This is a genomic window from Corallococcus praedator (genome assembly GCF_003612125.1).
Taxonomy (GTDB): domain Bacteria; phylum Myxococcota; class Myxococcia; order Myxococcales; family Myxococcaceae; genus Corallococcus; species Corallococcus praedator.
This window is the reverse complement of sequence record NZ_RAWI01000052.1, coordinates 20,340-35,565: the sequence shown is the minus strand read 5'-3', so window position 1 is coordinate 35,565 and position 15,226 is coordinate 20,340. Positions and strand designations below refer to the sequence as shown.

Annotated in this window: 9 protein-coding genes; 6 read left to right on the top strand and 3 right to left on the bottom strand. The window is 72.5% G+C overall.

What is annotated here, in order from left to right:
• On the bottom strand, nt 1–701 hold a 701-nt coding region (locus tag D7Y13_RS09790), incomplete at its 3' end, for an IF-2 protein (protein ID WP_120630665.1).
• Nucleotides 702–830: 129 nt separating this feature from the next.
• Here D7Y13_RS09790 and D7Y13_RS09785 point away from each other — a divergent pair.
• From D7Y13_RS09785 to D7Y13_RS09770, 4 genes are read left to right on the top strand one after another with little or no spacing between them, the layout of a single operon-like run.
• Nucleotides 831–7,349: a methyltransferase domain-containing protein gene (locus D7Y13_RS09785; RefSeq protein ID WP_120583211.1), complete on the top strand. Its 6,519-nt coding sequence runs from the start codon at nt 831–833 to the stop codon at nt 7,347–7,349.
• Nucleotides 7,350–7,373: 24 nt separating this feature from the next.
• A complete protein-coding gene (gene dapF, locus D7Y13_RS09780; RefSeq protein WP_120583212.1) occupies nt 7,374–8,225 on the top strand; it encodes a diaminopimelate epimerase in 852 nt (283 codons plus the stop codon).
• Nucleotides 8,226–8,258: 33 nt separating this feature from the next.
• The gene (locus D7Y13_RS09775; RefSeq protein WP_120532126.1) at nt 8,259–10,109 is read left to right on the top strand and encodes a GGDEF domain-containing response regulator; all 1,851 of its coding nucleotides are present in this window, start codon (nt 8,259–8,261) and stop codon (nt 10,107–10,109) included.
• A gap of 18 nt (nt 10,110–10,127) precedes the next feature.
• The gene (locus D7Y13_RS09770; RefSeq protein ID WP_120532127.1) at nt 10,128–11,627 is read left to right on the top strand and encodes a DUF4388 domain-containing protein; all 1,500 of its coding nucleotides are present in this window, start codon (nt 10,128–10,130) and stop codon (nt 11,625–11,627) included.
• Between the two features lie 4 nt (nt 11,628–11,631).
• Here D7Y13_RS09770 and D7Y13_RS09765 read toward each other — a convergent pair whose 3' ends face one another.
• Nucleotides 11,632–13,011 (bottom strand): cytochrome P450, encoded by a 1,380-nt coding sequence (locus tag D7Y13_RS09765; RefSeq protein WP_120532128.1) that lies wholly within the window; start codon nt 13,009–13,011, stop codon nt 11,632–11,634.
• 132 nt (nt 13,012–13,143) lie between these two features.
• On the opposite strand from D7Y13_RS09765, the gene D7Y13_RS09760 reads away from it, so the two are divergent.
• Nucleotides 13,144–14,181 (top strand): AraC family transcriptional regulator, encoded by a 1,038-nt coding sequence (locus D7Y13_RS09760; protein WP_120532129.1) that lies wholly within the window; start codon nt 13,144–13,146, stop codon nt 14,179–14,181.
• Between the two features lie 81 nt (nt 14,182–14,262).
• The gene (locus D7Y13_RS09755; RefSeq protein ID WP_120532130.1) at nt 14,263–14,862 is read left to right on the top strand and encodes an RNA methyltransferase; all 600 of its coding nucleotides are present in this window, start codon (nt 14,263–14,265) and stop codon (nt 14,860–14,862) included.
• 18 nt (nt 14,863–14,880) lie between these two features.
• Here D7Y13_RS09755 and D7Y13_RS09750 read toward each other — a convergent pair whose 3' ends face one another.
• Nucleotides 14,881–15,225: a hypothetical protein gene (locus D7Y13_RS09750; RefSeq protein WP_120532131.1), complete on the bottom strand. Its 345-nt coding sequence runs from the start codon at nt 15,223–15,225 to the stop codon at nt 14,881–14,883.
• Nucleotide 15,226: the final 1 nt, after the last annotated feature.

Here is a 15,226-nt window from a genome sequence, read left to right as displayed (position 1 = left end):
CAGGGGGGCGGTGCTACAGGGCTGTTGTCCGGGCCGCTCTGGGTATGGACGGCGCGGCGCAGGGCCTCCTCCAGGTCGCGGGCGGCGGGGCCCACGGTGGACAGCATCTGGTTGGCGCTGCGGGCGTGGCGGTTCTCCGTTTCGGAGGCGAGCTTGAGCTGGGCGAGGCCCTCGGAGACGAGCCGGCGGGCGTCCTCCAGCTTCTGGCGGGCCTGGTAGAAGGCGACGTCGGTGAGCATGGACTGGAGGCTGCGGCGCTGCTCCTCCGTGATGCCGGAGAGCTTCTCCGCGCGGCGCAGGTAGTAGAGGCCGCGCTCCACCTTCGGGGGCTCTCCGGACGCGATGCGCGGGCGGGCCAGGGTCTCCAGGAGGGGGAACAGGGCGCGGTCCAGGTCGTCGCGGTCGGTGAACTTCTGCTGTGACAGCAGGGTGACGTCCTGGCCTTCCAGCGGGAGCGGGGCATAGGCGTCCGCGAGGCGCGGGTCGCCGGGGCGGTAGGCGGCGGCTCCGGTGGGCAGGGCGCGGCCCTTCATGACGACCAGCTCGCCGTTCTCCTGGACCAGGGTGAAGGTGCGCGAGTTGAGCTGGCCCAGGAGGAAGACGACGCCGCCGCCCAGGCCCAGGATGACGAGGAAGACGAGCAGGCGGGTGAAGGTGCGGCGTGCCCGGTAACCGAAACCCTGGGGTGAATTCGTGGTCATGTCGCCTGCCCTCCGGTCGGACGGGCACTTCGCCCGTGCTTGTAAGCGCCCTGAAATTGGGACGGCCCTGCCTCAGAGGCTACAGTTCCCGCCCCCCGGGAACATCATTTGCAATCTACCTTTCGTCGGATGGGGCCCAGCGAGCTGCTGCCCCGCTACATCTTCGCGGAGAGCCTGTTCGCGCGCCGTCGCGTGCTGGAGGTCGATGCCGTGGCCTCCACCGGGGGCGAGAGCGCGCGTTTCCTGGTGGAGCGGGGGGCTCGCACGGTGGTCGCGTGCGACGCGGACGTGGCGGCGGTGGAGGCGGCGCAGAAGGCCCATGCGCACCCGCAGCTGAGGTTCCGCGCGAACCTCTACGACGACCTGGAGCCGGCGAGCTTCGACCTGGTGCTGGTGACGGACCTGGCGCCCTACGTGCGCGCGCCCCAGTTGCTGGCGGAGCTGGCGCGGCTGGTGGCGCGGCAGGGGTTCCTGGTGGGGGGCCTGCGCAACATCGCGGGACTTGCGCTGCCGCAGTTGATGGAGCCGGAAGAGGACGTGCCGCCCATGTACGGGCAGCTCCTGGATGCGCTCAAGGCGCACTTCCCGCATGTGGAGGTGGCCACGCAGTCGCCGGTGCTGGGCTACCAGCTCGCGTTCGAGCGCGGGGACGGGTTGCAGGTGGACGGCTCGCTCGTGCGGCACAGCGAGGCGGCGTACTTCGTGGTGATGGCGGGCCTGGAGCCGGCGCGGGTGGTGGACCCCACGTGGGTGCAGCTGCCCCCGGAGCCGCTGGCCTTCACGCGCGGCAAGCTGGATGAGATCGCCGTCCGGGCGAAGACGTGGGAGGAGCGCGCCGGAAGGTTGAAGGACGCGGTGTCCAAGCTGCGCGCGGAGGTGGGCGACCGGGAGGCGGAGGTCGTCGCGCTCAAGCCGGCGCTGGAGGGCGCGCGTCAGGACATGGCGCGGCTGACGGCGCAACTGGAGACCGCTCGGGGCACGGTGGAGTCCGCGCGCGAGCGGGACGACCTGAGCAGCCGGCTGCGGCGGCGCGAGCTGGAGTTGCAGGTCGCGACGGAGCGCATCGCGGACGCGGACCGGCGGCTGACGGCGCAGCGGCTGGAGGTGGAGGCCGCGCAGCGCGCGCAGGCGGACGCGGGCGTGCAGGCGCTGGCGGCGCAGGAGACGCTGCGGCTGGAGCGCGCGCGGCGCGAGGAGACGGCGGCCTCGCTGGATGAGGCTCGCGAGCGGCTGACGCAGGCGTACACGGAGCTGCGCACGCTCCAGGACGAGCTGGGGGCGCTGCGCATCGACCGGGAGCGCGACCGGCTGGCGGCGGAGCGCGCGCAGGACGGGGCCGACGACCGGCGCAGGCAGGCGGAGGCGGCGCGCGAGCGGGAGCTGCGCATCGCGGAGCAGTACTCCACGGCGCTGGCGGCGGTGGAGCACCTGAAGTCGGAGCTGGCGCGCGCGCAGGACCAGGCGCGGGCGGCGGGCGACTCGGTGCCGGTGAGGGAAGCGGAGCTGGCGCGGGCGCGGCGGGAGCTCGCGGATGCCCAGCAGCGGATGCACTCGGCGGACGGGGCTCGCAAGGACGCGGAGGCGCGGCTGTTGGAGCGCGAGGCCGCGCTGCGGGGGCTGGAGACGGAGCTGATCTCCGCGCGCGAGTCGGAAGGCCGGCTGCGGCGCGACCTGGAAGGACAGGCCCAGTCCGAGGCGGCGGCGCGCGCGCTGGCGGCCCGCCTGGAAGAGGCGCTCCACGCGGCGCAGCAGCGGCTGGAGACGCTGGAGGCGGAGCAGAAGCGCGTCGAGTCCGCGCAGCATGTGGCGGGGCAGCGGCTGGCGGCGGCGGAGACGGAGCGCGTCCGGGTGGAGGCCGCGCTCGTGCAGGCCATCGACGCGGAGCGGGCCCAGGCGCAGGCGCGGTTGGAGGATGCGCTGGCGGAGGCTCGCGCCGAGGCCAACGAACGGGTGACGAACGCCCTGGCCGCCGCGCACTCGGATGCGGATGGGCGGCAGGAACGCGCGCTGGCGGAGGCCCGCGAGCAGGAGGAGGCGCGGCTCGCGCGGGCGTTGGCGGCGGCGGAGTCCGAGCTGACGGAGGCCCTCGCGCGGGCCCGGGCGGAGGAGGCCGCGGCGGTCGAGCGGGCGTTGGAGGAAGCGGAGGCGGAGCGCCAGCGCGTGCTCACCGAGGCCCAGGCCGACGCGGAGGCCCGGCTTTCGCGTGCGCTGGCGGAAGCGGAGGCCCAACGTGCGAGCGCCCTGACCGAGACGCAGGCTGGGCGGGATGCGGCGCTCGCCGACGCGGAGGCCCGGTGGACGCAGGCCCTGGCCGAGGCCCAGGCGGAGTCAGCCCGGGCGCTTGCGGACGCGGAGATTCTCGAAGGGCTGAAGATCGAGGAGGTCGAGGCCCGCGCGGCCCGTGCCCTCGCGGAAGCGCTCGCGGAGGCGGAGGTCCAGCAGGCCCAGGCTCTTGAGGAGGCAGAGGCCCGTGCGGTCCGTGCTCTCGCGCAAGTGCGTGCGGAGGCGGAGGCCCAGGTTCGTGCACTTGAGGCCCGCGTGGCCCAGGTGCTCGCGGACGCGGAGGCGCAGCAATCACGTGCGCTCGCGGAAGTGCGTGCGGAGGCGGAGGCCGAGCAGGCCCGTGCGGTTGCGGAAGTACGTGCGGAGACGGAGGCCCAGCAGGCCCGTTCCCTTGAGGAGGCGGAGGCCCGCGCGGCCCAGGCCCTGGCCGCGGTCCGTGCTGATGCGGATGCTCGGGTGGCCCAGGTGCTCGCGGAGGCCCGCGCCGAGTCGAGCGGCCAGACGGAGCAGGTGCTCTCGGATGTTCGCGCCGAGGCCGCCGCCCGGCTCGCGCAGGGACTCCAGGATGCGCGTGCCGAAGCGGAACGCACGCTCGCCGAAGCGGAGGCGCGTGCCACGCAGGAACTCCAGGCGGCTCGCTCCGAAGGCGAGACCCTGCGACTGGCCCTCTCCGAGGCCCGTGATGCCCTGGCCCGCGAGGTGTGGGAACACGGTGCCCGGCTCGCGGAATCGAATCAGGCCCGTGAAGACGCCGTGGGTCGCAACGCGGAGCTGGAGGCTGCCCTCCGGACCGTGCGTCAGGAGCTGTCCGACGCGGAGGCCCTGTCGAAGCTGATCCAGGACGACCTCGCGCGGGAGCAGCAGGCCCGGGCCTCGATGCAGGCCTCGCTCGACGCCACGCAGGCGAAGCTGGACGCGGTGGAACAGTCGCTCGCGACGGAGCGCGCCCAGCGGCAAGAGGTGGAGACGGCGCTGGGCTCCGCCCAGGATGAACTGCGTTCGGCGCGGCAGGCCCTGGCGCAGGTGCGGGAGTCGCTGACCGCCGAACAGGAGCGGGGCGCCCGTTGGGAAGCGGCGCTCGCCGACACCCAGGCCCAGTTGCTGTCGGAGCGCGAGCAGCAGGCCCGCGCGCAGGTGGCCCTCGCGAGCGTGCAGGAGTCGCTGGACGCCGAGCGCGCCCTCCGCACGCGCCTGGAAGGGTCGGAGTCCTCGTGGTCCGAGGCGCAGAGCGCGCTGGAAGCGGACCGGCTCCGGCTGGATGCCGCGCTGGGCGTCGCTCGCACGGTCCTGGAGGAGGAGCGCGCGCAGCGTGTCCGCCTGGAGGAGTCGCTCGCCCGCTTCAAGGAAGAGTCCGCGACGGCGATCGAGGAAGAGCGGTCCCTGCGCACGAAGGCCGGGGCGACCCTCGCCTCGGTTCAGGCCTCGCTCGATGAGGAGCGTGCCGTGCTGGCCCGTGTCGAGGTGTCGCTGGCCTCGACCCTCGAAGCTCGGAGTGAGCTGGAAGCGGACCTGGCGACGACCCGCGCCGCGCGGCTGTCCACCGAGGCCGCGTTCGAGCACACGCGTCAGACGCTGACGGAGGTCCAGGCCGCGTTCACCGAGTCGCAGCGTGCGAACGAAGCCGCGCTGCTGGACCTGCGTCAGTCGCACGAGAAGGCCCTGGCGACCGCTTCGGAAGAAGCCCAGGCGAGCGCGCAGGCCCTGGTGGAGGCCCGCGCCGCGCTGGCGGAGGCGAAGCAGGCGCAGGCGGCCCAGGACATGGCGCTGCGGGAGCTGCGCGCGGAACTCACCGAGGCGCGACGGTCCGAAGTGGAGGCGCTGTCCTCGCTGGACGACGCCCGCACGCAGGAGGCCCGCGAACGCGAGGCGCGTACGAAGGACGAGGCCGCGCTCGTGGAGGCACGCGAGGCCGTGGCCGCACTTCGCGCGGAGCTGGAGACCCTGCGCGGGGAGTCCACGGCGCAGCGTGAGCGCTTGTCCGAAGCGGAGCAGTCGCTCACACAGGAGCGCGTCGAGGCTCAAGCCCTGCGCGCGCGCCTGGCGGAAGCCGAGGCCCGTCAGGCCACCGAGACCGCGCTCCGTGCCGAACTGGAAGCGTCGCTGTCGGACACCGGGTCGCGATACGCCGCCGAAGCCGCGCGCCTGTCCGAGATGCAGCAGGCCCTCGCGGACGCGGAGGCCCGGCTTGCCTCCGAAACCACGCGGCTCGCTTCGTTGGAGCAGTCGCTCGCGGAAGCAGAATCACGACAGGCGCAGGAGGCCGCGCGTCGTGCCGAGCTTGAAGCGTCGTTGACGGAAGCCGAAGCGCGCCACGCCGAGGAGGCCGCGCGTCGTGCCGAGCTTGAAGCGTCGTTGACGGACGCCGAAGCCCGCCATGCCGAAGAGGCCGCGCGCCGCGCCGAGCTTGAAGCGTCGTTGACGGACGCTGAAGCCCGCCAGGGCTCCGAGACCGCGCGACTCTCCACGTTGGAGCAGGCGCTGGCGGATGCGGAGACGCGGTATGCCTCGGAGGTCGCTCGACTCTCCACGTTGGAGCAGGCGCTGGCGGCAGCGGAGAAGCGGTCCGCCTCCGAGACCGCGCGCCGCGCCGAACTGGAAGCTTCGCTGACGGAAGTGGAGTTCCGGCTCGCCGCCGAAACCGCCAACCTGGGGGCGTTGGAGGATTCGCTCGCGCAGGCGGAGGCCGCCCGTCGCAGCGCCGAGGCCCGGTTCGAGGAAGGCGCTCAGTCGCAGGAAGCAGCGCGCGAGGCCGAAGCCAGGGCAACGCGCCTCATGGAAACGCTGTCCACGCGCGAGCAGGAGTTGCGCGAGGCCGGTGCCCTGCGCGTGTCCATGGAAGCGCAGATGGAAGGCGCGCTCTCCCGGGCCGAGCGTCAGCAGCAGGACCTGGACGAGGTGCGCGAACAGCTCGCACTGAGGGAACAGGAACTGGCGACCGTGCGCGGGGACACCGCGCAGCTGGGCGCCGCGCAAAAGGAACTCATGCGCCTGGGCTCCGAGCTGCAACGCGCCCACGGCGCGCTGCACGAACGAGGACAGCAGGTCGGCCGGCTGGAAGCGGAGTTGACGGACGCCAGTGACCGGCTCGCCGCCACGCGCGAACACGCGGAGCTGCTCGTGGTGCAGCTGGAAACCGCGCGGCGCTTCGCGGGCAAGGCCACGAACCTGGAGTCCTCGCTCGAAGCGGAGCGGACCGCCCTCGAAGCCCTGCGCGCCGAACTGGAGACCGCCCGCGCCGACGCGGCCCGGCTCACGGAGACCGCGCGGAACGAGAACGCGCGCGCCTCCACCCTGGAGCAGCAGCTCGCCCGGGCCCTGGAGGAACGCGAAGCCGAGGTCGCGGCCCAGGCTCGCGGGGCCCAGGACGCGCTCTCGCTCGCGAGCACCGAGCAGGTCCGACTGGAGGCAGAGCTCGCCGCCGTCGCCGCGCGCACCCAGGAAGAACAGGCCGTGTTCGAGGCCCGGCTCGCGGATATTTCCGCCCGCGCGGAGCAGGAGAAGACCGACCTGGAAGCGCGCCTCGCCAGCGCCGGCTCCGACAAGGCGGAGCTGGAGGTGCGTCTCTCCGAAGTCACCTCGCAGGCCGGCACGGAGAGGGCGGAGCTGGAAGCCCGGCTCGCGGACCTCACCACGCAGGCGGAGGCGGGAAGGGCGGAACACGAGGCCCGGCTCGCGGAAGCGCTGGCCCGCGCCCAGACGCATCAAGCCGAACTGGAAGCCCGCCTCGCGCAGGCCGGCGACCAGACGCGCGAAGCCCTCTCCGCCCTGGAGGCCCGTCTCTCCACGGCGCTCGCGGACGCTCGCTCCGAACAGGCCGCGCTGGAGTCGCGCGTGGCCGCCCTGTCCCAGGCCGCCGCCGACGCCGAGGCCCAGGCCCGCCGCGCCGACACCGAGCGCACCGCCATGGCCTCCGAACGCGAACGCATCCAGTCTGACCTGACGGTCGCCCGGGCCGCCCGCGTCCGCCTGGAGGGCCGCGCCACCTCGCTGGAGACAGCGGCCCTGGACGCCGCGCGCATCCTGGACGCCGAGCGCGCCGAACGCGACCAGCTCACCGCCCGGATCCGCGAACAGCAGGCCCGGCTGGAAGCCCTGGAGACGGAGCGCGAGACGCTGGTCCAGGCGCTGGAGGAGTCGAAGGCTTCCTCGTCCGGACAGCCCCCCGAGGCCGTGCTGGAGATGGCCGCCGAGATGGAGGTCCTCCAGGCCCACGTGGAGACCATGCAGGACCAGCTGGCCGCCCGGGAGGCGGAGCTGGCCGAGCTGCGCCGCGCCAGCGGGCCCGCCGCCCCCACGCCCTCGCGCAGGTCCATGCCCGCGCTGGACCTTCCGACCCCGCCCAAGAAGGTCGGCGAGCGCGAATAACGCCGGCCGTCTACACTTGGTCCCGTGGACGCACGCGAACGCATCTTCAAGTACCACGGCCTGGGCAACGACTTCGTCGTCCTGGACCGCCGTCGCACGGGCGTGGACATCACCGCTGAACAGTCGCGCTGGCTGTGCGACCGGCGCCGGGGCATCGGCGCGGACGGCGTGCTGGCCCTCCTCCCCTCCACCCGGGGGATGGCGCGCATGGTCGTCCACAACGCCGACGGCAGCATCGCGGAGATGTGCGGCAACGGCCTGCGCTGTGCGGTGAAGTATCTGGTGGATCAATCCGGAGAACACCCCGCGCTGCTCGACGTGGAGACGGGGGCGGGCGTGCTCACCTGCGAGCCCGGCTACGGCGACGGCGGCGTGGTGGGCGTGGACATCTCCATGGGCCCGGCGCGGCTGGTGGCCGCGAACCTGCCCTCGGGGACGACGGGGCAGCCCTTCGTGGCCGCGCCCGTGCCCGGACACCCGGAGCTGCGTGGCACCGCCGTGAACATGGGCAACCCGCACCTGGTGCTCCTGGATCAGCCCCTGGAGGACGCCGAGCGCCTGGGGCCGGGCCTGGAGCGGCACCCGGCCTTCCCGGACCGCACCAACGTGGAGTTCGTGCGCGTGGACGAGGACGGTCTCACCGTCGTCGTCTGGGAGCGGGGCTGTGGCCTCACCCAGGCCTGCGGCACGGGCGCGTGCGCCTCCGCGGTGGCGGCGGTGCTGGCGAAGCGCCTGCCGGGCAATGCCTGGCTGCGCGTCACCCTGCCGGGCGGCGATCTGCGCATCCGTGTTCCGGACGACCTGTCCGACATCCGACTGCGCGGTCCGGTCGCCTTCGTCTTCGAAGGCGTTGTAGCCCTTCCAAGGGCCCGATAACCTTCGCGTTTCCTCCCTTCTCCCCCGAGCGCCGTGGCTGGTCCCATCCTCGTCGTCGACGACGACCTGTTCTTCCGACAACTCGCCACGGACCTGCTGTCGCAGCGCGGGCACCGCGTGGTCGCCGTGGAGAACGCCACCCTCGCGCTGGAGGAGGTGGCCCGGGCCACGTTCGACCTGGTCCTCACCGACGTGGTGATGCCCGGCGTGGACGGCTTCGCGCTCACGTCCCGCCTGCGGGAACGCGATCCGGAGCAGGAGGTCATCCTCGTCAGCCACCGCACCGACGTGCAGGGCTCGGAGGTCGCGCTGCGCCTGGGCGTGGCGGACTGCCTCACCAAGCCCATCGAAGAGGCGGACCTGCTGCTCGCGGTGGACCGCGCCATGGAGCGCGCCCAACTGCGGCACGAACGCTCGCGGCTCCAGGATGAAAACCTGGAGTTCGCCCGCTTCCACAACCTCCAGCAGCGGTGCCTGGAGCTGTTGTCCCATCCGGATTTGGAATGGCTCCAGGAGCGCGTCATCGCGGACCTGGGTTCGGTGTGCGACGCGCAGAGCGCCGCGCTGTGGGTGGTGGACGACCGGGGGGACCTGGGGCTGCGCTCGTACCGGGGGCTGCTCGACAAGCAGTTCCTGCCGGAGAAGATGAGCCCGGAGGGGCCGCTGTCCCTGCGACTGCGAGAAGCCCTGCCGTGGCTCGCGCGCGACGAGCGCTCCACGGTGCTCTACGTGCCGCTGGTGGCCGCGGGCGAGGTGATGGGCCTGGCGCAGTTGTCGGATCCGCTCACCGGGGACTTCCGCGCGGAGCACACGCGCGACGCGAAGGTGCTGGCGGACTTCGCCGCGGTGGGGGTGAAGAACGGCCGCAAGCTGCTCGCGCTCCAGCGCCTGGGCCTGCGCGACCGCGACACCGCCGCGTACAACCTGAGCTACTTCACCGACTACGCGTCCAAGGAGATCTACAAGGCGCGGCGGTACGGGCGCACGTTCTCGCTGCTCACCTTCAGCATCGACAACCTGCCGCTGGTGCGCGTGCGGCTGGGGGCGTCGGAGGCGAAGAAGGCGGTGCGCGGCATCATCAAGGCGCTCAGCAAGATCATCCGCGACTCGGACGTCATCGCGAAGGCGAGCGACCAGGAGTTCTACCTGCTCCTGCCGGAGACGGACTTCTTCGGCGCGATGATGTTCGTGCGCCGCGCCGTGGCGGCGGTGCGCGACGAGCCGGAGGTGCAGGACGTGGAGCAGCGCCTGCCCCTGGCGCTGGTGGGCGGAGCGAGCACCTTCCCCAAGGACGGCGAGGACTTCGACGAGCTGGTGCACCGCTGCCGCCGCCGGATGGACGAGCGCCGCGCGTCGCTCCAGCGCCGGCTGATGCTGGACGGGCTGCCGTTCTGGGACGAGGTGGACCTGCTGCTGGGCACGCCCAACAGCCCGCGCCTGCCCACGGACGACCGGGCCGAACCCAGCCGTCGGGGCAAGGTGGCGGACGTGCTCTTCGACGAGCTCCAGGTGGAGATTGCCCGCGAGCTGGTGCGCGACCCGGGCTCGCGCGGACTGCTCTACGTGGGCGGTCCGGAGATCCGCGCGGACCTGCCGTTGGCTGTGGGCCTGGAGCAGGCGCCGCCGGACCTGTCGTCGCGCATCTACCTGTTGGGCCGGCGCGTGGATTTGGAGTCACATCCCGCGCTCACGCCGGTGTTCCTGGAGGGCGACGAGCGGGTGTCGCGCCACGAGTTCATCCTCTGGCTGTCGGAGAGTGCGTCGTACGCGCTCATCCAGCGGCGCGGGCGTGGCGCGACGTGGGGGTTCCACACCTCGGACACCGCGGTGGTGGACGGGCTCATCTCCAAGCTGCAGGCCGAATACGACCTGCAGCCCTACTGACGAAGCGGAGCCCAGAGCGTGGCCCAGGTGCGGAAGATCCTCATCGCAGACCCCGACCTCGACTCCGTGCGCGCGCTGTCGCGGGCGCTCAGGACCAAGGGCTACCAGGTGCACTACGCGCCGGACGGCTCGCGGGCGCTGGAGGTCGCGGTGCTCCGGCATCCGGACCTGACGCTCTTCGACGAGGCATGCCGGCTGCTGGACGCGCGCACGTTCGTGCAGATTCTTCGCACCAACCCGCGCACCGAAGACATCCCGGTGGTGCTCACCACGTCCAGCATGGACACGGACCGGGCGCGGGGCCCGCGCGACGGCATGCTGCGCAAGCCCTTCAACCTGGACGAGGTGCTCAGCCGCATCGAGCACATCTTCCGGCGCAATGAAGCGGCCAAGGACCTCAAGAGCGAGCAGCAGGAAATCGAAGGGTCGCTCAGCCAGCTCAGCATCCCGGACCTCATGCAGATATTGGGCATGAACAAGCGCAACGGCCGGCTGTCGCTGGAGCGCGGTTCGGAGCGCGGGGAGATCACCGTCTCTGATGGCCGCACGGTGAACGCGCGGCTGGGGAGGGTGGAAGGGGAGAAGGCGCTGTTCCGGCTGTTGTCGTGGACGGAGGGCAACTTCACGTTCACGCCCGGCATGAACGCGGCCCGGCCGCGCATCAACCGCGCGATGGACGACGCGCTGCTTGAAGGCATGCGGCAGTCGGACGAGGTGAACCGGCTGTTGCCGAACCTGCCGCCGCGTCACACGCGGCTGATGCTCGCGCCGGAGGTGGACCTTTCCGAAGCGCAGCACCCGGTGACGGCGCAGGTGATGGAGCTGCTGCGCCAGCCGCGTGCCCTGGGCGAGGTGCTGGACCTGGCGCCCGCCACGGACATGGAGGTGCTGGGCGTGCTGTCCACGCTGCTCCAGAAGGGCGTGGCGCGGCCGACGGAGAGCGAAGGCCAGAACCTGGGCGCGGGCGACCTCATTGGCGCGGCGGAGGTGCACGCGTTGCGAGGCCGCCTGTTGCGCACGCGGGCCCCCGCGCGGGTGGCCACGGCGAAGGTGTTCGTGTGCGGCAGCGGCTCTTCCGCGGCGCGGCGCATCCTGGCGAGGGTGCCGGGGCTGGAGGCGCTGTCAGCGGATCCGACGGCGGTGAAGAGCGGCTTCGGGACGCTGGGGCGGCTGGAGCTCAGCGATGTGTTGAACGTGGACTTCTGCGTGCTGCCGCCCGCGGAGGCCGCGCGTCCCTTGTGGCGTCCGTTCAGCGCGGGCGCCATCGGTGCGTTGTTGATGGACTCCTCGGAGCCAGCGGTGAAGCTGGCGCACTACCTGGCGTGGGAGGTCCGCATTCCCATCGTGGTGGTGGGCACGGAGGTGCCCTCGCCGCTGCTGGGCGCGCCCGCTGGAGCGATCGCTCCGGGCGAGGACCTCACGCAGGCCCTGCGCGCGATGCTGATTCAAGCGCTCAACCCCGCGCCCACGCTGCCCGGGGTGTCCCAGGTGCAGCGCGCGGCCGTCGTACCTCCCTGAATCCTCAGGAGCGGGCCACGGGACTCCGGCGCTCCAGGTGCATGGGCAGTCCGCCGTAGGGCCGCAGCGACAGGTGTGACTCGGGCTGCAACGAGAAGCCGGGCGCCTCACGCAGCCGGTAGCGCTGCGCGACGGTGGCCAGCACGAGCTGTGACTCCATCATCGCGAAGCTGTTGCCGATGCACTGGCGCGGCCCGCCGCTGAACGGGAACCACGCGAAGCGGTGTCGCCTGGCAGCGGCCTCCGGAGCGAAGCGCTCCGGGCGGAAGGCGTTGGGCTCCTCCCAGAAGTCCGGATGGCGGTGCGTGACGTAGGGGCTCACGTCCACCGCGCTGCCCTTCGGAATCTTGAAGCCGCCGATGACGTCGTCCTCCACCACGGTGCGGCTGAAGATGACCGCCGCCGGGTACAGCCGCATCGCCTCCTCCACCACCTGCCGCGTGTAGCCGAGCTTCGGCACATCCTCCACCGTGGGCACCCGGCCCGCCAGGACGGCATCCACCTCCGCGTGCAGACGCGCCTCGACCTCCGGGTGGGTCGCCAGCAGTCCAAAGACCCAGCTCAGCGTCGTGGCCGTCGTCTCGTGGCCCGCGAGGAGCATCGTCAACACTTCGTCCCCCAACTGCGCGTCCGTCATGCCCGTTCCCGTGTCCTCGTCACGCGCGGCCATCAACATGGAGAGCAGGTCGCCGGTGTCCTCCGGGCGCTGCCTGCGCGTGGCGATGATGCCCTGCACCGTCTCCCGCAGCGTGGTGCGCGCGGCGCGGAAGGCCCGGTCGTTCCGCGTGGGCAGCACGGGCGGCAGCATGTTGAAGGACCGGAAGCGTTCAGCGATCTGCCGGCTCAGCTCGTTGAAGGCCGCGCCCACCCGCGCGGTCTGGTCCTCCACGGACGTCCCGAAGAGCGCCTCTCCGACGATGCCCAGCGACAGCCGCATCATCTCCTCCGTGACGCCCACGGGTGTGCCCTGCGCGGCGGAGGCCTCCCAGCGCTGGAGCATCGCTTCCGTGGAGTGGATCATCTGCGTCGCCATGCCGGCGATGCGCTGCCGGTGGAACGCGGGTTGCGCCAGCCGCCGCTGCCGGAGCCAGAAGTCCCCCTGGCTGGTCAGGAGTCCGTTGCCGGTGATCCACGCCCCCATGCGGTACGAGAGGTGGTCCTTCGTGTAGTTCTTCACGTGGTCCTGCAACACGTGACGCACCCCGTCCGGGTGGGCGATGAGGTGCGACTTCAAGGGGCCCAGGCGGTAGCGCACCACGTCCCCGTACTCGCGATGGATGTCCGACAGGAAGCCCAGGATGTCGCGGCGCACCTGGGGCAGCACGCCCATCAGCAGGTGGCCCCGGGGGCCGGTGGGAATGCGGGCAGCAGTGGCGGTGGTCATCGGGTGACTCCTCCTGCCGGGAGGTATCGCGCTCCGCGAGCCCGCGCGCATGGTCCCCGGACGCCAACGCATTGTCCCCGGGCGCCACCGCGCGTTGCGACGCGAGGGGCGGCTGGGCCATGCTGACGGGTGATGCGTCCCCAGGCGCTCCTGTCCTCCCTCTTCCGTCCGCTGTTCCACGTCGGTGAGTCACTGGGAATCCCGCGCGCGCTCCTGCTGGAAGCCGTGGGCGAGGAGGAGGCCCGGCTGGCGCGGCCGGACGTGCGGGTACCCTACACAGCGCTGGAACGCCTGTGGGCCCTGCTCGTGCGGGAGGGCGGCAAGGAACCCCTGGCCGTGCGGCTCGCGCAGGCGGTGGAGCCCACGCACGTGGGGCTCGTCGGCTATGTGCTCGTCAACAGTCCGGACCTGGGCACGTCCCTGCAGCGCTACTGCCGCATCAACGCGCTGCTCGACCCGCGCACGCGGTGGCGCGTCCTCCACACGGACCGCGCGCTGCGCGTGGAGCTGCACCTGGATCCGCTGGATGCCTGGGCCCCGCGCCTCCAGCACCCACCGGAAGGGTTGCTGGTGACGCTGGTGTCCAGCGCCCGCCTGCTCAGCGGCGAGGACTGGAGCCCCACGCGCATCTGCTTCGCGCACCCGCGCCACGCGGCCTCCTCCGCCGTGGAGGACTTCCTGGGCGTCGCCGCCGAATACGACGCGAGCGCCTACCTCGTGGAAGGAGACGCGGCCGCCGCACGGCTCCCCATCCGTCACGCCGACATCGAGCTGGGCAACCTGCTCCACGCGCGCGCCGAAGCGGAGCTCGCGCAGCTGCGGATCCACGAGACCCGCTCCTGGCGCGAACAGGTGGAGGAGGTGCTCGCGGCGCAGCCCCGCACGGGGGACCTGGTGCCCGCGGATGTCGCGACGCGGCTCGCGGTGAGTGAGCGCACGCTCCAGCGCCGCCTGCGGGAGGAGGGCGTCACGTTCGCGGGCCTGGAGGACGCCGTGCGCCGCGACCGCGCCTTCCAGTTCCTGCGCGACGGGGTGCTGCCCCACTTTGAAATCGCCTTCCTCCTGGGCTTCAGCGACCCCAGCGCCTTCACCCGCGCGTTCCGCCGCTGGAGCGGGACGACGCCGGGCCACTGGCAGCAGGCGCGGGGCGCCAGGGACGGATCCGCGTAGGTCCCCCTGGAATCCGTCCCGCGCGCGGAATGTTTTTCCCACGGGTGCGGCACCCGTCGCGCCCAGGAGAGGGGCACACGGATGATCAAGACGCTGAGGGACGCGGAGGAGCTGGTGCGCACGCGCCACGTCATCACCGAGGTGCCCACCCACGGGCCCACGTCCCTCGTCGAACAGGTCATGGGCGGACGCCCCGCCGGAAGCTGGCGCGAACATGCGAAGGGGCGGCTCGCGTACCGGCTGGGACGCCAGCTGCGCGCGTCACCGGACGTGCTCGCCGTTCGCCTGGTGGAGGGCAAGGTGGCCTTCGTGGACCCCACGCTGTGGGCCTCCGTCTACCGCGTCGCGATGGAGCCCGCGCGCCGCCGGCCCTCGCTCCAGGGCCTGTCCTTGGAGGCCCGCTCGCTGCTCTCCACCGTGGAGCGGGATGGGCGCGTGCGGCTGGACAAGGAAGGCCCCTGGACCAAGGCGCGCGAAGCGCTGGAGGAGCGCCTGCTGGTCCACTTCTCCGAAGCGCAGGAGGAGGACGGCCACCATGTCGCGGTGCTGCGCTCGTGGCGGGACTGGGCCTCCCCGGAGCTGAAGGCGGATGCGGCCCGGCTGTCCTACGAGGACGCGCAGGCGCGGCTGCGAGCGGCGTGTGACGGGGCGCCCACGGGCCTGGGGCCCTGGGTGTTCTAGCGCTGGCCTGCCGTCAGCTCAGGCGGCTTCCTCGCGCACTTCCAGGGCGTCGCGGATGCCCGGAAGCCGGACGAGCAGCTCGTACTCCGCGGGCTGGATCATCGACACGCGGCGGCCGGCCACGCGCTCCATCCAGATTTCGATGCGGTGCTCCCCGGCCGGATTGACCTGCCGGAAGATGCGGGCCCTGCGGCCTTCGGCCTGGCAGGCGAGGATGTCCTGCTGGAGGCTGCGCAGACGGCGGAACACCTTCAGCGCCGTGCGACCCTCGGGGGTGTCGAACGTGTGGAAGTGCCGGTTTCGCGACAGCGGACGGCCGGGGTCATGAAGCCTCTCGACGAGGCGGCGCACGAAGGGGTCCATC

Coding starts and splice junctions, on each gene's coding strand:
- D7Y13_RS09785 (WP_120583211.1), top strand. CDS start 831: ATGGGGCCCAGCGAGCTGCTGCCCCGCTACATCTTCGCGGAGAGCCTG.
- D7Y13_RS09765 (WP_120532128.1), bottom strand. CDS start 13,011: ATGACCACCGCCACTGCTGCCCGCATTCCCACCGGCCCCCGGGGCCAC.
- D7Y13_RS09760 (WP_120532129.1), top strand. CDS start 13,144: ATGCGTCCCCAGGCGCTCCTGTCCTCCCTCTTCCGTCCGCTGTTCCAC.
- D7Y13_RS09755 (WP_120532130.1), top strand. CDS start 14,263: ATGATCAAGACGCTGAGGGACGCGGAGGAGCTGGTGCGCACGCGCCAC.
- D7Y13_RS09750 (WP_120532131.1), bottom strand. CDS start 15,225: ATGGACCCCTTCGTGCGCCGCCTCGTCGAGAGGCTTCATGACCCCGGC.